Source organism: Kribbella sp. VKM Ac-2569 (assembly GCF_004216905.1).
Taxonomy (GTDB): Bacteria; Actinomycetota; Actinomycetes; order Propionibacteriales; family Kribbellaceae; genus Kribbella.
Genome location: NZ_SGXJ01000005.1, coordinates 29758 through 50784 on the forward strand (window position 1 = coordinate 29758; position 21027 = coordinate 50784).

The window sequence follows — 21027 nt, forward strand, 5'->3', positions numbered from 1 at the left end:
GAGGAGTCGGCGGCGTCTGACGAGGTGGTTGGGGAGGGTTTTGCACCCGAATCGGCAGGTAATCCTCCCCAACCCGATGAGGTGGGCGGGGAGGACGAGGAGCATTTGCCGCCGGGGCAGACTGCGGTGCCGGTGGGGGACGAGGTTGTTGTCGACGACGAGACGATGCGGCGGGCGCTCGAGGCGATCCTGATGGTGACGGACGAGCCGTTGCCGGTACTGACGATGGCTCGTTCGGTCGGCCGGCCGACGGGTGATGTGGCTGCGGCGCTCGAGGAGCTGGCGGCGGAGTACACCGAGCAGGGGCGTGGATTCGACCTGCGTGAGGTGGGCGGCGGCTGGCGGTACTACACCCGCGCCGAAGCCGCGCCGTACGTCGAACGCTTCGTCCTCGACGGTCAGCAGGCGCGCCTCACGCAGGCTGCGCTCGAAACCCTTGCCGTGGTCGCTTACAAGCAACCTGTCAGCCGGGCTCGCGTCTCCGCGATTCGTGGGGTGAACGTGGACGGCGTGATGCGTACGCTCGTCGCTCGCGGTCTGGTGGAGGAGGCCGGCTCGGACACGGAGTCGCAGGCGACTTTGTACCGCACGACGACGTACTTCTTGGAACGCATGGGCATGCAGTCCCTCGACGACCTCCCCGAGCTGGCCCCGTACCTCCCCGACATGGACGACATCGAGGACGAACTAGCCGCCCAAACCCTCCCACCAGCCCCCACCCCCGACCCGCAGCCGTCGCCAGATGCAGAGTCCGGTGAGGCTGAGACAGCACCCGCGCTGGACAGCACCTCCACCGAGGAAGCCACGGACGCCGAGGAAGCAGCTGAGGTCGAGGAAGCGGCTGACGCCGAGGAAGCGGCTGACGCCGAGGAAGCGGCTGACGCCGAGGAAGCGGCTGAGGTCGAGGAAGCGGCTGAGGTCGAGGTGACCGAGGACGTGGACGTCGAGGATGAAGTAGACGTGGACGTCGAGGATGCGGCGTTGGGTGTGGAGGCGGGGGTGCGGGATGGGGGATGACGGCGGGGTTCGGTTGCAGAAGGTTTTGGCTCGGGCGGGGGTGGCTTCTCGGCGGAGTGCGGAGATTCTGATCGAGGAGGGGCGCGTCGAGGTCGACGGGCGGGTGGTGACTGAGTTCGGGGTTCGGGTGGATCCTGAGACGGCGGTCATCCGGGTCGACGGTGCGCGGATTCCGCCGGTCAGCGCGAACGTGTACCTCGTCCTGAACAAGCCGCGCGGCGTCGTGACCACGATGTCCGACCCGCAAGGGCGCCCGTGCATCACCGACTTCGTGGAGGACCGGCCGGAGCGGCTGTTCCACATCGGCCGGCTCGACACCGACACCGAGGGTCTGCTGCTGCTCACGAACCACGGCGAGTTCGCGCATCGCCTCGCGCATCCGTCGTACGAGGTCTCCAAGACGTACGTCGCCGAGGTCGAGGGCAACGTCAAACCGGCGGTACTGCGCGCGCTCCTGGACGGTGTCGAGCTCGACGACGGCCCGGCCCGCGCGGACACGGTGAAGATCGTCTCCACGGTGCCCGGCCGCACCCTCGTGGAGATGTCCCTCCACGAGGGCCGCAACCGGATCGTCCGCCGGATGTTCGACGCGGTCGGTCACCCGGTGAAGCGGCTGACCCGTACCGCGATCGGCCCGGTCCGCCGCGGCAACCTCCACACCGGAGAACTCCGCGAACTCGACCCACCCGAACTAGGCCAACTCCTCGACCTCGTAGACCTCTGAACGGTTACTCGCCGTAGAGGAGCCACTCCGCTTCTGAGCTGCCGGGGTAGTGGCGGAAGTACGTCTTGTCCTCGGGTGCGGCCAGCTGGTCGCCCACCCTGCCCAGGCCCTTGATGACCGTGGCGGTGCCGTTGGCGTGGCTGACGGCGTACAGGTAGCCGCGCCGCGTGTCCTTGTCGATGGCGAGCAGCAGCGTGCTCTGGTTGCCGCACTTCTCGGCGATGAGTGTCTCGAACCCCTGCCACGTCGACCCACGCACCTTCTTCACCACGGGCTTGCCGGAGAGCGGGATGCGGATCGTGTACAGCGCCCCGCCGCGCGTGTTGGCGAGGAACGTGTCGTACGTCGCGGTCTGACTGATCAGTGTCATCGTCTTCACCGCCGAGAACCCGGTGTACGTCGATTTGCTGCGCCAGACGGACCCCTCCACGGTCCAGCGCGTGACGACGTCACGCTGCAACGCATACGCATTGGTGCGAGTTGTAGTCCCGTAGTACGTCGACTGCTCCAGGTACGTCTGGTGGATCCAGCCGCCGCCCACCTTCGTCTTCTGGACCGAGTCAGGGTCGAGCTGACCAGACGTCGTATCGGTCACGTACCGGAACCGGTACAGGTCGGTCCCGATCGTCACGTAGCCCTGATGCGCCATGCCCGACGGCGGATCCGGCTCCCAGCCGACGGAGGTCGCGAGCCGCACCTGGTCCACCGGGAACAACGCTTTCGGCCCGACGCTCGGCGGCGATGCCGTCACGGGCGCGGTCGCGGTGATCCGCTGGAACTTGTGATCGCCCTGCACGGTCACCGTGCCCAGCGTCATCGAACAGGCCGCGCTCGCCTGCCCGGCCGCAGCCTGCACCGGTACCGGCACCAGCGCTGCCGCCGTCATCGCCGCGCCCAGCGCACCCGCGGCGATCCGCCATCTGGTCATGCAGCCCCCTTCGAGGAGTCGTGTCATCCACCTCGATGCCGACTATCCCGAAAAGGTTAGGGACCGATCGAAGAACTCCCGAACCAATCGCCGTACGGCGGGTACGCCGCAGCGCGACGCACCGACGAGCCTGGCCCGCGCGGCCGCCGTCATCAGGCCGGCGGACTGCAGTTGCGGTGCGAACGCGGCGTAGTCCGTCCAGATCCAGTGGTTCGCGTCGGACAACTGCACCCGCCGTACCGGACCGCCGTGTGAGAGCACGGCTGACCACGTGCGGTCGAAGCGCTCGTCGCGGAACCCGTCCGTTCCAGCGAGCAGGAGTGGCTTGCGGGTGCCGTGCTGGGCGACCGGGTAGAGCTCACCGTCCAGCGTGTCCAGGTAGCCCTCCAGATTGGCGGCTGCGCGGACATGGGGGTGCTCCAGCGACACTGCGGCGGTCGCACCACCAGCTGAGTGCCCGTAGACGCCAACACGACGCAGGTCGATCGACTCATGCAGACCCGACAGGTGGTCCAGCACGAACCGCATGTCGGCGAAACGCGTGTCCATCATCAGCCGCGACCGCACCGGGTCCGTCTGCACGTCCGGTCCGATCTCGATGACCCGTAGCCGTCCGTCCGGGAACACCACCTCACTCGCCTCACCCGGGTGGTCCAGCGTGAGTACGACGTACCCGTGGCTCGCCAGCTCCTCCGCCACGGAGGTGCCGATGGTGCGTGGGTCTGCACCACCTGGGCTGTAGAGGAGCGTGGGCCGCCGTCCGGGCAGTGCCGGTGCGTCGACGTACGAGTGGGTCAGGGTGCCGGCCCAGTTCACTCCGCTGGTCGGCAGCTCCGGATGGAGTACGCCGGCGTCCAGGCCCTTGAAGACCGCTGCTGCGGCTGGTGCGAGCTGTGGTGCGCGTTGGTACCCGCGTACGACGGTGGCGGGGTAGAAGACCGTCAGCGCGAGCTCACGGGTGGGTGCGCCGTTCCAAGGGTCCGGACGCTGAGAGTCGACCAGTGCGCGGGTCGTCGTACCGACGGGCCAGCGGCCGGTGGGAGCGGGCAGTCGGAGTGTCAGGTCGGTTGCCGCGGACGCTGAGAGCGGGAGAGCACCTGTCATAGCGGAGGCGGCGGTGGCGGTGAGGAAGGTTCGTCGTCTCATGCCGACGACGTTGGCACGTTGTAAACCACCGGTCAGCTGAATCAAAAGCGTCTCCACCCGGACATCCAGCTCCGGGTGGAGACGCCGGTGGTGGTCAGGCGCCGGTCAGCTGGGTGCCGGCTGTGTAGTAGCGGAAGTACGAGTCCTCGGCCGGGAAGGTGGTCGGGACCTTGCCGAGGCCCTTGATGACGGTGGCGGTGCCATTGGCGTGGCTGACGGCGTACAGGTACCCCGCACCGGTGTCCTTGTCGATGCCGAGCAGCAGGGTGCCGTAGATGCCGCACTTCTCCGCGATGAGCGTCTCGAAGCCCTGCCAGGTGGAGGTGCGGATCTTCGTCACCACCGGCTTACCGGAGCCCGTGGGCACCTGGACTGTGTAGAGCGCGCCACCGTTCGTCGTCGCCAGGAACGTGTCGTACGCACGACCCTGACCGATCAGCGTCATCGTCTTGACCGCCTTGAACCCGCCGAAGGTGGTGTAGTACTTCCAGCCGCTCGGGGTGACCGTCCAGCGAGCGATCAGGCCGTCGGTGAACTGGTTGATCAGCGAGTAGACGTTGGACCGGCTGAAGCCCGCCACGGAGTACTGGCTGAGCTCGACGTACTTGTGCAGCTCGTCCCAGCCGCCACCGACCAGGGTCTGCTTGACGGTGCCCGGTACGACGGAGACTCCGGTGCCGTCGGTGATGTAGCTGGTGCCGTACATACGCGGCCCGAGAGCTACCAGGCCGGTGCGCTGCTCGCCGGCCGGTGCCACCAGTTCTGTGCGCACTGCAGTGGGCAGGTGGGCCTGGCCGTCCGGATATAGGTTCATCGGCCCCAGCCGCCGGACACTGGCGGAGGGGGCCGCGGTAATGGTCTGCAAGGTGTGGTCACCACCAGGGGTGACCGAGCCCAGCCGCAGCGAGCAGGAAGCGGAGGAGGAGGCCGGTGCTGCACCTGCAGGTGCAGCCACGAAGCCTGCTGCGAGCAGGACCCCGATGGCGAGGACTCGCCCGTATTTGATCATCTGAAATCCCTTCGTCAGTGGCCAGATGCGGGCGGACGCCCCATTGTTGCGGGCATCAAAGGGATAACGCCGTACGACGGCGCGCCTGGGACAGCACCCGGTTGTCGGAAGTGCGCCGTAGTGTGGGTGATGTGAACCGGCGAATCTTCGGTCTGGAGAACGAGTACGGCGTCACCTGTACGTTCCGCGGGCAGCGGCGACTGACCCCGGACGAGGTGGCGCGGTACCTGTTTCGGCGGGTCGTGTCCTGGGGGCGGAGCAGCAACGTCTTCCTCCGCAACGGGGCGCGGCTCTACCTCGACGTGGGCTCCCACCCGGAGTACGCGACCGGGGAGTGCGATTCGGTCACCGACCTGATCGCACACGACAAGGCCGGCGAGCGGATCCTCGAAGGCCTGCTGGTGGACGCGCAGAAGCGGCTGCACGACGAGGGCATCTTCGGCGACGTCTACCTGTTCAAGAACAACACCGACTCGGCCGGCAACAGCTACGGCTGCCACGAGAACTACCTGGTCAGCAGGCACGGCGACTTCGCCAAGCTGGCCGACGTGCTGATCCCGTTCCTGGTCACCCGGCAGCTGATCTGCGGCGCCGGCAAGGTGCTGCAGACGCCGCGCGGCGCGGTGTACTCCGTGTCGCAGCGCGCCGAGCACATCTGGGAAGGCGTCTCCAGCGCGACCACCCGGTCCCGGCCGATCATCAACACCCGCGACGAGCCGCACGCTGACGCCGAGCGGTTCCGCCGGCTGCACGTGATCGTCGGCGACTCGAACATGTCCGAGACCACGATGCTGCTCAAGGTGGCCAGCACCGACCTGGTGCTGCGGATGATCGAAGCCGGCATCGTGATGCGCGACCTGACCCTGGACAACCCGATCCGGGCGATCCGCGAGATCAGCCACGACATGTCCGGACGCCGCGAGGTGCGGCTGGCGAACGGCCGCGAGGCGAGCGCCCTCGACATCCAGACGGAGTACCTGACCAAGGCGCGCGACTTCGTCGACCGCCGCGAGCTGGGGACGCCGGCCGTCGAGCGGGCGCTGTCGCTGTGGGAGCGGACGCTGAAGGCGATCGAGTCCGGCGACCTGTCCGGGATCGAGCGCGAGATCGACTGGGTGATCAAGTACCGGCTGATCGAGCGGTACCGGTCGCAGAACAACCTCGGTCTGGCGAGTCCGCGGGTGGCGCAGCTCGACCTGGCGTACCACGACATCCACCGGCCGCGCGGGTTGTACTACCTGCTCGAGCGCCGGGGTGCGGTCACCCGTGTCGTCGACGACCTGCGGGTCTTCGAGGCCAAGTCGGTGCCGCCGCAGACCACGCGGGCGCGGCTGCGCGGCGAGTTCATCAAGCGCGCTCAGGAGCGGCGCCGGGACTTCACCGTCGACTGGGTGCACCTGAAGCTCAACGACCAGGCGCAGCGGACGGTGCTCTGCAAAGACCCGTTCAAGTCCCACGACGAGCGCGTCGAAAAACTCATCGCCAGCATGTAGCTCCTGGCTAAATGGGGTGCTTGGTTGCCTTGTGCTGCTTACAAAGGGCACATGGCGATCGAGATCCGGCCCGTATCTCCGGCCGAGACGAAGGAGTACTTGCGCGTCCTGCCGTACGCGAACGGGTTCCCGCAGGAGGAGCCCGAGCCGTCGGCCTGGTACGCCGGTAGCGCGGCCTGGCCACCACAGGTCCAGAAGACGGCGGAGGAGCTGGGGCGGGACGCCCAGGAGTTGCTGACGGACTGGTTCCGGCCACAGGCGGCGTTCGTGGACGGCAAGATCGCAGGTGCGTCAGCGATCGTGTCGGTGCAGGTCACCGTCCCGGGCGGACACCAGGTAGCCCTTGGTGGCGTGACGGCGACCGGTGTGCTGCCGACGTACCGGCGGCGTGGACTGCTGCGGAAGATCATGTCGGCGATGCTGGACGACTGCCGCGAGCGCGGTGAGTTCCTGGCCGGGCTGAGTGCGAGCGAAGGAACCATCTACGGGCGGTACGGGTTCTCGCCCGCGACGTTCCAGCACCGGTGGGAAGTACGGCGTACCGACGTCGCCTTCCGCTCCGAGTTCACGGATCCGGGTGCGCTCGACCTGGTGGACGGAGCGGAGGCCGCGAAGGCGTGGCCGGTCTTGCACGAGCAGGTGCGGGCCGAGCGGGTCGGAGAGATCAGCCCGCTGCCGGGCAAGTGGGACGGGCTCGCGGGCGGTGCGTTGCCCGCCGACGGGTCTGGACCGGCGCATCACCTGCTGCATCGCGACGCGACCGGCGCGGTGGACGGTGCCGCGATCTTCCGGTTGCCGTGGTCGCCGGATCCGGAGCAGGCCGGCGTACTGCAGGTCGAGGCGTTCGAGGCGCTGACGTCGGATGCGTACCGTGCCTTGTGGGGATTGCTGCTGGACTTCGACCTCACGAAGCGCGTCGTGGCCGCGAGGCGACCGGTCGACGAGCCGCTGCGGTGGATGCTGACCAACCCGCGAGCGCTCAAGCTGACCCGTACCCGGGACAACCTCTGGCTGCGCGTTCTCGACGTACGGCGTGCTCTCGAAGCCCGCACCTACGCAGCAACCGATTCACTCGTGCTGGACGTGTCCGACGACCTGTACGGCGCGGGTCGTTGGCGGCTGGACGCAGCACCCGACGGGGCCATCTGCACTGCAGTCAACGCAGAGGCGGACCTCAGCCTGAGCGTGAACGAGCTGGGCTCGCTGTACCTCGGCGGAGTCCGCGCAAGCGAGCTGTCGTACGCCGGACGCATCGTAGAGCGCACACCCGGCGCAGTGTCCCGTCTGGACGCGCTGCTGCGCCCGGACCGCGCCCCGCACAACGCCGTCGGTTTCTGAGCCGCTGTGACCGTACGTGGTGTGACGCAACGGTGACGCACGCACCCGATCCCCCAGTTGAGTCCGCAAGCTAGGGTGGTCCGCGTTGTTGACCGGAGGCAATCGGCGCGCTCGGCGCCGGGATGGTTCGAGGTGCTGGTTTCGTGCGCAAGTTGTTGAGTTTCGTCGTAGTCGCGGCGCTGGGGGCGTCCCTGGTGGCGTGTGGCGATAACGGGTTCGGGGCCGGCGGTATCAAGGTGACCTCGGACTTCGGGCAGAAGCCGACCATCACCCACCGCGAAGGTGACCCGGAGAAGCAGCTGGTGACCGAGGTCCTCAAGGAGGGCGACGGCCCCGAGGTCAAGAAGGGCGAGCTGCTCACCGCGAACTACCTCGGCCAGATCTGGCGCGACGGCAAGGTCTTCGACAACTCCTACGACCGCGGCGCGCCGTCGTCGTTCCCGATCGGGACGGGCAGCGTCATCGGCGGCTGGGACGAGGGCCTGGTCGGCAAGAAGGTCGGCAGCCGCGTGCTGCTCTCGGTCCCGTCCGACAAGGGATACAAGGCCGACGGCAAGCAGGAAGCGGGCATCAAGGGCGACGACACCCTGATCTTCGTCGTCGACCTGGTCGCCGCGGCCGGCAACGACACCCCGCTGGACGCCGACGCGGTCACCCCGTCGACGCCGAGCAAGATCAAGATCTCCGGCCCGCTGAACGCCGCACCGACGGTGACGGTCCCGGCCGGCACCAAGCCGCCGGCTAAGCCGGGTAAGCCGGTCGTGTTCGCCGTGGGCAAGGGCAAGCCGATCGAGAAGGGCGACCAGCTGGTCGGCCGGTTCGTCATCTACGACTACACCGGCAAGAAGCAGGCCAGCACCTGGGACGCCCAGCCCGCGACCCAGCAAAGCCCCGCGCAGCCTGCCGCGCCCACCGACCAGCTCCCGCCGGTCGGTCCGACCAACGGCCAGGCAGGTCCGCTCGACGGCTTCGCCGGAATCACGATCGGCAGCCGCGTTCTGGTCGAGCTCCCGGCCTCCAAGGACCAGGCCGGCAAGGCCGTCAACGCGTTCGCCGTGATCGACGTCCTGAACGCCTTCCCGGCCGCGAAGCAGACCGGCCAGTAGTCGCAGCCTGAAACGTCGAAGGACCGGCTCCCACCTCGGGAGGCCGGTCCTTCGACGTTTCAGCGGGTACGCCGGACCGGTCGGCCGCTGAACCATCGGTTCGCGTCGGCGTGGAAACTGAGGACGATCGCTGTGATTACCGCGGTGACGTGAACGCAGCGGATCGCGCCGAAGGCGATGAACGACGCGGACCAGTCGAGCGCGCCGAAGTCTCCGTCGCGGAAGAACCAGTCGACCGGGCCGACCGCCAGCGAGGCGATGCCGACGGTGCCGAGCAGGACGGTGAGCAGCCAGCGGGACCAGCGGACACCAGGGCGGAAGTAGCGGTCGATGACCACGAACAGGCCGCCGTACACGATCGCGCGGAAGGCGACCTGGACGAGCAGGCCGAGGACGGAGGAGCCGTCGGCGATTGCGCCGGCAACTCCGAGCACGGACTCGGCGACACCGGCACCGACGGCTGCGAACCACAGGGTCGTCGCGCCCCGGACAGCCAGCGGCGGCTGAGGACGGGCGACGTCGTGAATCGTGAGATCGCGGTGCTTGGTGCTGTTCATACCACCACTGTGGCCGCGGGAGCCCGTCCGGTCAGGAGTACTGCGACCCCACTGCAGGTGGTGGTACATCCACCAGGCGCGCGGCGTGCCGGCCTGCGGCGGCGGCGGCCTCGAAGTAGGCGCGGTCCTCGTCGAGGGCGCGGCCCATGGTCGACAGCTTGATGGGGGCCGCCTGCAAAGCGTCGTACAGCCCGTCGACCCCCACACGCACCACGCGGTGCCGTGCCTTCAGCGGCTCGGCAGCGTCCCGTATGGCGTCACCGAAGTCGCCGGAAAGATCCGGTACGACGACATCGGCCGGCTGGAGTGCCACGCGGCCGTACGCGGTGAGGCTGTGGTGGGAGATGCCGCGGTGGCGTGGACGCGGGTCCGCCTCCGAGATCCGGAGAGAGGCGACGGCACGGCCGCCCAGTGTGCCGATCGCGTTGACCGCCTCACCTGACTGCACGCCGGAGAACCCCCAGCGAGTGCCTGTGCCCAGGTTGCCCGGGCCCTGAGTGATGACGACCAGCTCCGCGGCCAGGACCTGTACGGCGGTCAACAGCCCGGTGTGGACAGTCACCGCCTCGCGGTCACCGCCGTACGCCTGGCCGACCGTCACGGTGCCGCTGAGCCAACCGGCGTCGCGCAGGGTCGCGACACTCCGCGAGAACGCCAGCGGCAGCGCACCGCCGTCTGTCATCACGTAGACGACCCGTGTGGTCGGCCGCGCCTCGTAGACACCTGCCAGCACGGCCGGGAGGGCGGAGTGCAGGTCCGCGACCACTACCGGCGTACCGAAGAGGTCGTCCGCGTCCCGCAGTACGTCGTGGTCGGGGGAGTCCTGCTCGTCCGCACCCAGCACCATCGCCTGCAGCGGCGTGTACCGCGCCTTCACCAGGTGCCCGCGCTCCGGCGGGTCCTCCGGCAACCTGTCCGGTACGGCGACCACCAGCGCGTACCCACCTGTGCCGAGACCGCGGTCCAGCGCGCCCACGTTGAGCAGCACGCGGTCACCGGCCACCGGCGTACCGACCAGGTCCGGGTAGGCCAGCGCGCGCACAGGCTGCTCGCCGACCATCACTGTCAGTTCCAGCGCACCGGCCCAGCTCCGCCCGACCTGTGCCACCACACCGTCCCGCCACCGAATCACAGGGTGACACTAGCTGGTCGAAGAGGTGTTCGAAGTTCTGGTGCGGAAAGGCGGGTTTTGGACGCCCCGAGGCCGTAAGGTGGTCGGGTGTCGGCGCGGAAGAGTGAGCGACTGCTCAACGTGGTCATCTGCCTCCTGGTCGCGCGCACCTATGTGACCAAGGAGCGGATCCGCGAGGTCGTCGAGGGGTACGCGGGACAGACCGACGACGCCTTCGAGAAGATGTTCGAGCGCGACAAGGACGAGCTGCGCGACCTCGGCATCCCGATCGAGATGGGCACGATCGACAAGTTCTTCTCCGACGACGTCGGCTACCGGATCCGCCGGGACGTCTTCGAGCTGCCCGAGGTGCACCTGGAGCCGGACGAGGCCGCCGTGCTCGGCGTCGCCGCACGGGTCTGGCAGCACGCCGGTCTGTCCGAGGCGACCACCTCGGCAGTGCTGAAGCTGAAGGCGGCCGGGATCCAGACCGACCAGTCGGCGCTCAGCGCGATCGAGCCGCATGTTGGCGCATCGGAGCCGGCCTTCGACCCGCTGTGGGCCGCTGTCGTGGCGCGGCAGGCTGTGCGGTTCCAGCACCTGCGCAGCGGCGCGTCCGAGCCGATGAGGCGGACGCTCGAGCCGTGGGGGATCGTCTCCTGGCACGGCCGCTGGTACGTCGTCGGGCGGGACCGCGATCGCGAGGCGACCCGGATGTTCCGGATGTCCCGGATCGGCGGGGACGTGAAGACGGTGGGGGAGCCGGCCGCGTACACGGTGCCGGAGGGGACGGACCTGCGGTCGCTGGTGACCGAACTGGCCCCGCCGCGGCCGACCTCGGAGGCGAAGGTGCGGGCGCGGACCGGGTCGTGTGTGAGCCTGCGGCGCCGCGCGAACGCAATCGAGCCGTACGAGGAGGGCTGGGACCTGCTGCACGTCCCGTACGCCGACTCGTCGGTGCTGGCCGAGGAGATCGCGTCGTACGGACCTGACGCGGTCGTCGAGGGACCCGGCGACGTGCTGGACGGGGTGCTCTGGCGGCTGCGGACGGTGGCCGGCGCATGAGCAATGCACGTGACCAGGTGCAGCGGTTGCTGGCACTGGTGCCGTACCTGCGTGAGAACGACGGTGCTCGCGTCGACGACGTCGCCAAGGAGTTCGGCGTACGGCCGAAGCAGATCATCGCGGACCTGAAGGTGCTGTGGTTCTGCGGGCTGCCGGGTGCGCAGATGGGCGATCTGATCGAGATCGACATCGAGGCGGCCGAGGGTGACGGGGTCATCCACATCAACAACGCGGACTACCTCGCGCGACCGCTGCGGCTGGCCGCGGCGGAGGCGCTGGCGCTGCTGACCGCGCTGCGGACGCTGCGCGAGGTGACGGGTGGTCCGGACCGGGACGCCGTCGACCGCGCGATCGCGAAGCTCGAGCGAGCCGCCGGCGAGGCAGCGGCGGCGAGTGAGGGTGCGGCCGCGCACGTTCACGTCGAGCCGGCCGCACCGGAGATCGCCGAGATCGTGAACCGCGGGCTGGCCACGAAACGGCGGTTGCATCTGACCTACGACGTACCGTCGCGGGACGAGACGACCGAGCGCGACGTCGACCCGATGCGGCTCGTCGTGTCGGAGGGGCGCACGTACCTGGAAGCCTGGTGCCGCCTGGCCGAGGACGTCCGGCTGTTCCGCCTGGACCGGATCGCCGCGGTCAAGCTGCTCGACCTCCCGAGCGAGCCGCCGCCGGAGGCGACGCCGCGGGACCTGTCCAACGGCATGTTCCAGCCGTCGGAGTTCGACCTGCTGGCGACCCTGAGACTCGCTCCGCCAGCCCGCTGGGTCGCCGAGTACTACCCGAACGAGTCCGTTGAAGAGGGCCCCGAGAACTCCCTCATCGTGAAACTCCGCGTTGCCGACACCGCCTGGCTCCAGCGCCTCGTCCTCCGCCTCGGCGGAGCCGCCACGGTCCTGAACCCGCCAGACCTCACCACCCAAATCGCAGCCACAGCCCGCGACGCCCTCTCGGCGTACGACGACTAACCCTGGCTGAGTTGCTTTTCGAGGGGGGAGCGGAAGCGGGGGGTGACGCGGACTCCTGCTAGCCAGGTGGTCCAGCGGGCGGCTTCGGACTCGACGAGGGCCGTGGTGTCCGCGCCTACGTCTTCCAGTAGCTGGTAGCGGACCTCGCCGGACTCGGGTTGGCCCCAGGCGCCGATGATCCGGCCGTCGGACCAGACGCTGGGGCCGATGTTGCCGGTGTTGTCGAAGAGCTTCGACTTGTGCGGGCCCAGGAACCACTCGCGTTCTTTCCAGCCCATGGGCGTCGCGTCGAGACCCGGCAGGAACGCCACCCACGGGTCGACGGGGCTCTCCGGCGCCTCGTCGCCCGGGAGCACGTACCCGACCTGACCGTCCAGCTCCACCTCGACCGCTTCGACAGCCGTCAGCGCCTTCCGCGTCTGGCCCAATGTCCACCCGGCCCACCACTGCAGATCAGCCGTCGTACCTGGGCCGAACGATGCCAGCCACGCCCGCGCGAGCGTCACCCGCGCCTCCTCCGCAGCCGGCTTGTCGCCGAGCCCACCGGGCAGCCAGTCCACAGCAGGTGACCACTGGTGCTGTCCGCTCAGCCACGTGCCCAGCGGGCGCCCCCGCACGATCCGTCCCTCAGCTGCCAGCTGGAACAACACCCGGCTCGTCACGTACGGCTGCGCGGCGTATGCCTTCCCGAGCGCCATGTTGAGCCGCGTCCGCAACCGCGGCTCGTCAGCAGACAGCTCCTGCGCCGTCGCGGACCCCCGCAGCGCCAGTGCGGTCGCCGTCGACTCCTCGACCGCCGCCAGCCACTGCCCGCAGGACTCGACACCGTCCGCGATCCCCGACTCGGACAGATGCTTGACGAGCAACTTCCGCTGCTTCACGGCGATGTCGTCCGTGCACGCCGCCTGGATCACAGGCGCGAACGGCGTCGGTACGACGAACACCGTGCGCCGCATGCCCAGCATCCGGATCAGCGAACGATCCTCGTACAGTGCACGCTCCGTGCTCGCGACATCACTCCCTGGTACTCGAGCGGCGACGCTCAGATGCACCGTGGCCGGATCGGTCGCGTGCAGCGCCACCATCGACGCGGCCGCCTCGACCGGATCGGCCGCCTGGCAGCCCGCTCCGAGGCGATGCCGCCGCCCGAGCCGCGTCCGCCGCTCCTCGACCCCGATCCGCACCATCCACGACCCCTAGCCTCGCCCCGAACCACCTGTGCATCCGCTGTGCACCCACTCTGAACCAGCAGTGAACCAGCTCCTGAGCCCCGCCGTACCACCCTGCGGGACACTCGGTTTTACCATCACGTTCCGACACCGTTGTCCGCCGAGACCCACCGCGGGACGTGGGCGCCGGGCCGGAACCGGCTAGGCTCCTGGGTATGTTCTGGTTTCTGCTCTTCCTCGCGGTGGTGGCGGTGTGGCTCCTGGTCCTCGCCCTGCTCGCGCTGAAGTTGTGGCGCCAGGTCAAGGCACTGACGCGTGAGTTGGTCGCCGCCCAGTCCAAGCTGGACGCCGCACAGTCCGAGGCCGGGTCTGGACAGACCCGTGAGGATGTGCGCGCTCCGGCGTAGTATTCGGCCACGAACTCAGGCTCGAGTCCCGAGTTGATGTTGATGGTGAAAGGGAGATCGACATGGCAGCACCGCTCATCGGTATGCCCCAAGGCGCCGAGTGGCTCGTCATCCTCGCGATCGTCGTGCTGCTGTTCGGATCGGCCAAGCTGCCGGCGCTGGTGAAGCAGCTCGGCAAGTCGAAGAAGATCTGGGAGGAAGAGGTCGGCCCGAAGAAGAAGGACGCGGAGCTGACCGAGGAAGCCTCGCAGCCCCCGGCGCAGCAGGCCGCGCAGCAGACGCAGGCCCAGCCGGCTCAGCAGCCGAACCAGGTGAACGGCCAGGCGCCGGGCGACGGCCTGCCGCCGACGCACACGGCCAACTGAGCCGAACGCGCCACTTGTGTCGATGGTGAGGTTCGGGCGGCGGAAAGAGAAGAAGGACAGCCTCCCGAAGGACCCAGAGGGTCGGATGACCCTGCGCGAGCACATTGTCGAGCTCCGTAACCGGCTGCTCATCAGTGTGCTCGCGATCGTGCTCGGAACGGTCGTCGGCTGGATCTTCTACAACCACGCCTTCGAGTTCCTGACCAAGCCGTTCGTGACCAGCGTGGCCGAGATGGCCAAGGACGCCGGTCAGAGCAAGACGCCGCAGCTGACCTTCCCGGGCGTCGGCAACGCGCTGACGTTCCGGATCAAGATCTCGGCGCTGTTCGGCCTGGTGCTGGCCGCGCCGGTCTGGCTGTACCAGTTGTGGGCGTTCGTCGCGCCCGGACTGCACCGCAGCGAGCGCAAGTGGGCCTACATCTTCTCGGCGATCGCTACCCCGCTGTTCGCGGCCGGTATCGCGGTCTCGTACTGGACGCTGCCGAAGGGCATCGAGATCCTGCTGGGCTTCACCCCGCTCGACATCCAGAACCTGGTCGAGCTGCCCGACTACCTGGACTTCGTGCTCCGCACGATGCTGGTCTTCGGTGTCGCGTTCCTGATCCCGCTGGTGGTCGTGCTGCTGAACATGGTCGGCGTGGTGCCGGCCGCCGCGCTCGGCAAGTTCCGGCCGTACATCATCCTGGTGATCTTCGTGTTCGCCGCCGTCGCGACGCCGTCCGGCGACCCGTTCACGATGTGCCTGCTGGCGATCCCGATGTGCGTACTGTTCTTCGTCGCCGAGATCATCTCGCGGTTCAACGACCGCCGCCGGGCCCGCCGTACCGAAGAGATCCTGGCCGACTGATGACAGTGTCATGGCCGCGACTCCGTCGCGGCGGGTCATGGCGCTTGTGCGCCCGGCCTTCCCTCGTCGCTCCGGTCGCTTCGCTCCCTGCGCTCCTCAGTCCAGGCCGGGCGGCGCCATGACCGGGAGGATTGCGCTGGTGGTCAATCCCACCAGCGGTCGCGGACGTGGTGCGCGGATCGCGCCGGCGGTTCGTGAGCGGCTCGCCGCCGCCGGTCTGACCGTCGACGTGCACACCACCACCTGCGCCGAGGATGTCGGGAAGATCGCCGCCGAGGTGGTCGCCTCCGGGGCGGATGCGGTCGTGCTGATCGGTGGCGACGGCACGATCCACCTCGGCGCCCAGGTGCTGGCGAACTCCGGGATGCCGTTCGGTGTGATCCCGGCCGGCACCGGTAACGACTTCGCCCGCGGTATCGGCGTACCGCTGAAGGATCCGGCCGCGGCCGCCGACCTCGTGGTGGCCGGCCGGACCCGGCGGATCGACCTCGCGGTGGCCAAGGACGAGTTCATCACCACGGTCGTGGCGGGCGGATTCGACTCGCTCGTCAACAAGCGCGCGAACGCGATGCGCTGGCCGAAGGGCAACGCGCGCTACACGGTCGCGACGTTCGCCGAGCTACGCACCTTCAAGCCCCTCGAGTACGTCGTGGCGGTCGACGACGAGGTGATCGAGACCAAGGCCATGCTGGTCGCCGTCGGCACCGGACCGACGTACGGCGGGGGCCTGCAGATCTGCGCCGGCGCCGAGCTCGACGACGGGCAGCTGGACATCACGATCATCCAGCCGGTGTCCCGGTTGATGCTCCTACAGATGTTCCCGAAGCTCTCCAAGGGCACCCACGTCGGCCATCCGGCGGTGCGGACGCTGCGCGGCAGGTCGGTCCGGATCGAGTCGCCCGGCATCACGGCGTACGGCGACGGCGAGGTGCTCGGCCCGCTGCCGGTCGACATCGGCATCGCCCCGGGTGCCCTGACCGTGTTCGCCTGAGACACAACTGACATGAGCTGAACTGTTCTCATGACTGTCCTCCGTCTGATAGGAAAGCTTCCTAACAGTTCATTCCTCGGACGCCCCTCGGAGGACCACATGGAGTACCGCCCCACGCGCCGGACCACACTGCTGCTCGGCCTGTCGCTCGCCGCCGTGCCGGCCACCGGGTTCGCCGTCTCCCGCTACGCACCGCACGCCGATGCGGCGGTGCGCTCGACGGTGCAGGCGACCGGGCTCGACGACCCGGCGAAGAAGGAGATCGCGATGCAGATCGTCTGCAGCGCGGAGAACTCGTCGCTGGACTGGAAGGCGCAGTACAAGTACATCGAGGACATCGACGACGGCCGCGGGTACACCGCGGGCATCATCGGGTTCTGCTCCGGGACCCACGACATGCTCGAACTGGTCGAGCTGTACGCCGACCGGAAGCCGAACAACGTGCTGCAGAAGTACCTGCCGGCGCTGCGCAAGGTGGACGGCAGCGACTCGCACGCGGGTCTCGACCCGAACTACACCAAGGACTGGAAGACCGCGGCCAAGGACTCGGTGTTCCAGCAGTGCCAGAACGACGAGCGCGACCGGGTGTACTTCAAGCCGGCGGTGAGCCGTGGCAAGTCCGACGGGCTGCGGACCCTCGGGCAGTTCTGCTACTACGACGCGATCGTCATGCACGGCGACGGCGACGACGCGACCAGCTTCGGCGGCATCCGCAAGCGCGCGCTCGCCAAGGCGAAGCCGCCGGCGCAGGGCGGCAACGAGACGACGTACCTGAACGCGTTCCTGGATGCGCGGGTCTGGGCGATGAAGCAGGAGGAGGCGCACAGCGACACCAGCCGGGTCGACACCGCGCAGCGGGTCTTCCTCCGCAACGGCAACTTCACCCTGAACACCCCACTGGACTGGAAGGTGTACGGCGACCCGTACCACATCGGCTAGTCACCAAGAGGCGCGCAGCCGGGCTCTCACCGGACCACCAGGGACGAGAACCCGGCTGCGTCAGGTCCGTGAACGTGTTGTGATATCAGTCACGGACTCGAGGAGACGGCGATGAGCGCTGAAGAACGCGCAGCAGCACGCAGCATGATGGAGAAGGGCGAGCTGGGCCGGAAGCCGGAGGAGCAACGGGCCGAGTTCGACGAGCGGTTCGGCAGCCTCCCGCTCGGCGACGACGTGACGCTCGCCGAGCGCACGCTGGGCGGTGTGCCGGCGCTCGATCTCCGCGTCGAGGGGGCGGACGGGGACGGGATCATCCTCTACCTGCACGGTGGCGGGTACGTCATCGGTTCGGCGCGGACCGGCGCGAACCTGGCCGCGCAATTGGCCCGCCGCAGTGGCGTTTCGGCGGTCTCACTGGAGTACCGCCTGGCGCCTGAGCATCCGTTCCCGGCCGGAGTCCACGACGGGCTGGCGGCGTACCGGGAGCTGGCGGGTCAGAACGTCGTGATTGTTGGGGACTCGGCCGGTGGTGGGCTCGCGTTGGCGGTGCTGCTCGCGGCCCGCGCGGAGGGGTTGCCGCAGCCGGCCGGGACGGTGTTGTTCTCGCCGTGGACCGACCTGACGCTGACCGGGCCCAGCATCGACGCGCGAGGCGACTATGACCCGCTGTTCAGTCGCGCGAACATGGTTGAGACCGCCGACCTCTACCTGGGTGGCGCGGACCCGCACAACGAGCTCGCCAGTCCGGTGTTCGCGGACCTGAAGGGTCTCTCGCCGCTGCTCGTGCAGGTCGGTTCGGCGGAGGTCCTGCTCGACGACGCGCTCCGCCTGGTTGCGCGTGCCGCGGAGCAGGAGGTGGACGTCAGCCTCGACGTGGTCGCCGGTGCGCCGCACGTGTACCAGTACTTCGCCGGCCTGATGCCGGAGGCCGACGAGGCCCTCGACCACGCCGCCACCTTCATCAAGAACCGGCTCCGCGACAAATCTGTGGGTGGCGTCGCATAGATTGGGGGGCATGAGCACTCCGTCCGAGAAGTACGCCACGTTCCGCTCGGACCAGGAGCATCCCGCCGTGAAGGACTTCCGGGGGCTCTACGACTTCGCGCTGGACGAGTTCCAGCTGCGTGCCTGCGCCGCCCTCGAGGACGGTCACCAGGTGCTGGTCGCGGCGCCCACCGGCTCCGGCAAGACGCTGGTCGGCGAGTTCGCCGTCCACCTGGCCCTGGAGCGCGGCCAGAAGTGCTTCTACACCACCCCGATCAAGGCCCTGAGCAACCAGAAGTACGGCGACCTGGTGAGCCGGTACGGCGCGGACAAGGTCGGCCTGCTCACCGGTGACAACTCGGTCAACTCCGACGCCCCCATCGTTGTGATGACCACCGAGGTCCTCCGGAACATGCTGTACGCCGGATCGCAGACCCTGCTCGGTCTGTCGTACGTCGTGATGGACGAGGTGCACTACCTGGCCGACCGGGCCCGTGGCGCGGTCTGGGAAGAGGTGCTGATCCACCTGGCCGACTCGGTGTCGGTGGTCTCGCTGTCCGCGACCGTGAGCAACGCGGAGGAGTTCGGCGACTGGCTGGAGACCGTCCGCGGCAACACCGTCGTCGTGCTGGAGGAGAAGCGGCCGGTGCCGCTGTTCCAGCACGTCATGGTGGGCAAGCGGCTGCACGACCTGTTCGCCGGTGAAGCGCCGACCGCGAGGGTCGGCGCTCCCGCGAAGGCGTCCAAGTCGGGCAACCCGGCGAAGGAGGTCAAGGCCGATCTCAGGGATCTGGTGAACCCGCAGCTGGTCCGGATCGCGCGGGACGACAACCGGATCTTCCGCGACGATTCACGCAAACCACGCCGGCGTCGTGACCTGCCGAAGGGGCGGCCGGCTCGGAGCCACTTCACGCCGTACCGCTCGGATGTGGTGGAGGAGCTGGACGCCGGCGCGCTGCTGCCCGCGATCTTCTTCATCTTCTCCCGCAAGGGCTGTGAGGACGCGGTCGTGCAGTGCCTGCGGTCCGGCCTGCGGCTGACCAAGCCGTCGGAACGCGACGAGATCAAGCGGGTGGTGGCCGAGCGTACGGCGGACCTCCCGGACGAGGACCTCGGCGTGCTCGGGTACCACGACTTCGCGGAGGCGCTCAGCCGCGGCATCGCCGCGCACCACGCGGGCATGCTGGCGGCGTTCAAGGAGGTCGTCGAGGAGCTGTTCGCGCGCGGCCTGATCAAGGTCGTGTTCGCCACCGAGACGCTTGCCCTGGGCATCAACATGCCGGCGCGCACCGTCGTACTGGAGAAGCTGTCCAAGTGGAACGGTGAGGCGCACGTCGACATCACGCCGGGGGAGTACACGCAGCTCACCGGGCGCGCCGGGCGGCGCGGGATCGACGTCGAGGGGCACGCGGTCGTGCTCTGGCAGCCCGGGTTCGACCCGCGGGAGGTCGCAGGTCTGGCCAGCACGCGTACGTATCCGCTGCGGTCGTCGTTCTCCCCGTCGTACAACATGGCCGTCAACCTGGTGCGTCAGGTCGGGCGGATGCGGGCGCGGGACATGCTCGAGCTGTCGTTCGCGCAGTTCCAGTCCGACCAGGCGGTGGTCGGGCTGGCGCGGCAGGTGCAGCGCAACACCGAGGCGCTGGAGGGGTACAAGGAGTCGATCGAGTGCCACCTCGGCGACTTCCTCGAGTACGCCGCGCTGCGCCGGCGGATCGGCGATCGCGAGGCGTCCGGCTCGAAGCGGCGCAAGCTCGACCGCCGGGTCGAGGCACAGGAGTCGATCGAGAAGCTGAAGACCGGTGACATCATCCGGATCCCGGCCGGCCGGAGCGCGGGCTGGGCCCTGGTGCTCGACCCGGGGATGCGGTCGGAGCGGGAAGGGCCGCGGCCGACCGTGCTGACGCTGGACCGGCAGGTGCGGAAGCTGTCGATGGTGGACTTCCCGACGCCGGTCGAGGCGATCGGCACGTTGCGGATCCCGCGGAAGTTCAACCCGCGCAACCCGCAGCAGCGCCGTGAGCTCGCCCAGGTGCTGCGGACGCGGACCGACCTGCTCGGTGAGGACGGGCCGCCGTCACGGTCCCGCGGCAAGGATGCCGTCAGCCACGCGGACGACCCGGAGCTGCAGGAGATGCGGGCGGAGCTGCGCGCGCACCCGTGCCACGGCTGCTCGGACCGTGAGGACCATGCCCGTTGGGCGGAGCGGTACTTCCGGCTCGACCGGGAGAACCGTGACGTGCAGCGGAAGATCGAGCAGCGGACGAACACGATCGCCCGCCAGTTCGACCGGGTCTGCCAGGTGCTGGACGCGTTGCACTACCTCGACGGCGACAAGACGACCGAGGCCGGCGACCGGCTGGCGCGGATCTACACCGAGCTCGACCTGGTCGCGGCTGAGTGCCTGCGGCAAGGAGTTTTCGACGACCTCACCGTGCCGGAGCTGGCCGCGTGCCTCGCTGCGCTGGTCTACGAGTCGCGGTCGAAGGACGACCCGACCTCACCGCGGTTGCCGCGTGGCGACGTACAGGAAGCGATCGAGCGGATGGGGTCGATCTGGCGGGACCTGTCCGCGCTGGAGCGGGACATGCGAGTGGACTTCCTGCGGTCGATGGACCTGAACTTCTGCTGGCCCGCGTTCCGCTGGGCGTCGGGCGCGTCCCTGGCCGAGGTCCTGTACGAGTCCGACCTGGCAGCCGGCGACTTCGTCCGCTGGGTCAAGCAGCTCATCGACCTCACCGAACAGATCGCGGACGCCGCCGGTGACACTGCGCTGCGCAAGACAGCGCGCTCGGTCGTCGACCAGATCCGTCGCGGCGTGATCTCTTACGCATCGATGGTCGAGTAGACCTCTTCGGGTGAA

The 21027-nt window shown here is 68.8% G+C and carries 20 protein-coding genes; 14 read left to right on the forward strand and 6 right to left on the reverse strand.

Translation table 11 applies throughout. The features are described from left to right. Nucleotides 1–81 precede the first annotated feature (81 nt). Together scpB and EV649_RS31170 are read left to right on the forward strand one after the other, a co-directional pair. A complete protein-coding gene (scpB, locus tag EV649_RS42155) occupies nucleotides 82–1017 on the forward strand; it encodes an SMC-Scp complex subunit ScpB (RefSeq protein ID WP_347233160.1) in 936 nt (311 codons plus the stop codon). Next, nucleotides 1007–1741: a pseudouridine synthase gene (locus EV649_RS31170; RefSeq protein WP_130387240.1), complete on the forward strand. Its 735-nt coding sequence runs from the start codon at nucleotides 1007–1009 to the stop codon at nucleotides 1739–1741. The genes scpB and EV649_RS31170 overlap by 11 nt, the downstream gene beginning before the upstream one ends. 4 nt (nucleotides 1742–1745) lie before the next feature. Here the strand turns inward: EV649_RS31170 and EV649_RS31175 are convergent, their stop codons facing one another. The 3 genes from EV649_RS31175 to EV649_RS31185 all read right to left on the reverse strand — a co-directional run bounded on the left by EV649_RS31175 (nucleotide 1746) and on the right by EV649_RS31185 (nucleotide 4824). Then, a complete protein-coding gene (locus EV649_RS31175) occupies nucleotides 1746–2669 on the reverse strand; it encodes a hypothetical protein (RefSeq protein WP_130387241.1) in 924 nt (307 codons plus the stop codon). A 42-nt stretch (nucleotides 2670–2711) separates the two neighbouring features. Continuing rightward, the gene (locus EV649_RS31180) at nucleotides 2712–3815 is read right to left on the reverse strand and encodes an alpha/beta hydrolase (protein ID WP_198682794.1); all 1104 of its coding nucleotides are present in this window, start codon (nucleotides 3813–3815) and stop codon (nucleotides 2712–2714) included. A gap of 94 nt (nucleotides 3816–3909) precedes the next feature. Further along, a complete protein-coding gene (locus EV649_RS31185) occupies nucleotides 3910–4824 on the reverse strand; it encodes a hypothetical protein (RefSeq protein ID WP_241998914.1) in 915 nt (304 codons plus the stop codon). Between the two features lie 131 nt (nucleotides 4825–4955). Here EV649_RS31185 and pafA point away from each other — a divergent pair, with 131 nt between their 5' ends. The 3 genes from pafA (at nucleotide 4956) to EV649_RS31200 (ending at nucleotide 8761) form a co-directional block, all read left to right on the forward strand. Continuing rightward, nucleotides 4956–6317, forward strand: a complete 1362-nt coding sequence (gene pafA, locus EV649_RS31190; protein WP_130387242.1) for a Pup--protein ligase — start codon at nucleotides 4956–4958, stop codon at nucleotides 6315–6317. A 51-nt stretch (nucleotides 6318–6368) separates the two neighbouring features. Continuing rightward, on the forward strand, nucleotides 6369–7655 hold the full coding sequence (locus EV649_RS31195) for a GNAT family N-acetyltransferase (RefSeq protein ID WP_130387243.1): 1287 nt from the start codon (nucleotides 6369–6371) through the stop codon (nucleotides 7653–7655). A gap of 143 nt (nucleotides 7656–7798) precedes the next feature. Further along, nucleotides 7799–8761, forward strand: a complete 963-nt coding sequence (locus EV649_RS31200; RefSeq protein WP_130387244.1) for an FKBP-type peptidyl-prolyl cis-trans isomerase — start codon at nucleotides 7799–7801, stop codon at nucleotides 8759–8761. A 59-nt stretch (nucleotides 8762–8820) separates the two neighbouring features. Here EV649_RS31200 and EV649_RS31205 read toward each other — a convergent pair whose 3' ends face one another. Then, nucleotides 8821–9318: a hypothetical protein gene (locus EV649_RS31205; RefSeq protein ID WP_130387245.1), complete on the reverse strand. Its 498-nt coding sequence runs from the start codon at nucleotides 9316–9318 to the stop codon at nucleotides 8821–8823. 31 nt (nucleotides 9319–9349) lie between these two features. Continuing rightward, nucleotides 9350–10450, reverse strand: a complete 1101-nt coding sequence (locus EV649_RS31210) for a DUF3866 family protein (RefSeq protein ID WP_130387246.1) — start codon at nucleotides 10448–10450, stop codon at nucleotides 9350–9352. Nucleotides 10451–10537: 87 nt separating this feature from the next. Here EV649_RS31210 and EV649_RS31215 point away from each other — a divergent pair, with 87 nt between their 5' ends. Together EV649_RS31215 and EV649_RS31220 are read left to right on the forward strand one after the other, a co-directional pair. Continuing rightward, complete coding sequence (locus EV649_RS31215) at nucleotides 10538–11494, forward strand: WYL domain-containing protein (RefSeq protein WP_130387247.1); 957 nt, start codon at nucleotides 10538–10540, stop codon at nucleotides 11492–11494. Next, nucleotides 11491–12462 (forward strand): WYL domain-containing protein, encoded by a 972-nt coding sequence (locus EV649_RS31220; protein WP_130387248.1) that lies wholly within the window; start codon nucleotides 11491–11493, stop codon nucleotides 12460–12462. Before EV649_RS31215 ends, EV649_RS31220 begins: the two co-directional genes overlap by 4 nt. Here the strand turns inward: EV649_RS31220 and EV649_RS31225 are convergent. Continuing rightward, nucleotides 12459–13649 (reverse strand): winged helix DNA-binding domain-containing protein, encoded by a 1191-nt coding sequence (locus EV649_RS31225; RefSeq protein ID WP_130387249.1) that lies wholly within the window; start codon nucleotides 13647–13649, stop codon nucleotides 12459–12461. The two genes, EV649_RS31220 and EV649_RS31225, sit on opposite strands and share 4 nt — an antisense overlap. A gap of 197 nt (nucleotides 13650–13846) precedes the next feature. Between EV649_RS31225 and EV649_RS31230 the strand changes: the two genes are divergently transcribed. The 7 genes from EV649_RS31230 (at nucleotide 13847) to EV649_RS31260 (ending at nucleotide 21012) form a co-directional block, all read left to right on the forward strand. Continuing rightward, nucleotides 13847–14038 carry a hypothetical protein gene (locus EV649_RS31230; RefSeq protein ID WP_130387250.1) on the forward strand — a complete coding sequence of 64 codons (192 nt, stop codon included), beginning with the start codon at nucleotides 13847–13849 and terminating at the stop codon, nucleotides 14036–14038. Between the two features lie 62 nt (nucleotides 14039–14100). Then, nucleotides 14101–14403, forward strand: a complete 303-nt coding sequence (locus tag EV649_RS31235; protein WP_130387251.1) for a twin-arginine translocase TatA/TatE family subunit — start codon at nucleotides 14101–14103, stop codon at nucleotides 14401–14403. A gap of 22 nt (nucleotides 14404–14425) precedes the next feature. Beyond that, nucleotides 14426–15250: a twin-arginine translocase subunit TatC gene (gene tatC / locus EV649_RS31240; protein ID WP_241998916.1), complete on the forward strand. Its 825-nt coding sequence runs from the start codon at nucleotides 14426–14428 to the stop codon at nucleotides 15248–15250. Nucleotides 15251–15368: 118 nt separating this feature from the next. Then, on the forward strand, nucleotides 15369–16241 hold the full coding sequence (locus EV649_RS31245; RefSeq protein WP_130387252.1) for a YegS/Rv2252/BmrU family lipid kinase: 873 nt from the start codon (nucleotides 15369–15371) through the stop codon (nucleotides 16239–16241). Nucleotides 16242–16340: 99 nt separating this feature from the next. Continuing rightward, nucleotides 16341–17180 carry a chitosanase gene (locus tag EV649_RS31250; protein ID WP_130387253.1) on the forward strand — a complete coding sequence of 280 codons (840 nt, stop codon included), beginning with the start codon at nucleotides 16341–16343 and terminating at the stop codon, nucleotides 17178–17180. Between the two features lie 111 nt (nucleotides 17181–17291). Continuing rightward, a complete protein-coding gene (locus EV649_RS31255; protein ID WP_130387254.1) occupies nucleotides 17292–18185 on the forward strand; it encodes an alpha/beta hydrolase in 894 nt (297 codons plus the stop codon). Nucleotides 18186–18195: 10 nt separating this feature from the next. Further along, on the forward strand, nucleotides 18196–21012 hold the full coding sequence (locus EV649_RS31260) for a DEAD/DEAH box helicase (RefSeq protein WP_130387255.1): 2817 nt from the start codon (nucleotides 18196–18198) through the stop codon (nucleotides 21010–21012). Nucleotides 21013–21027 lie beyond the last annotated feature (15 nt).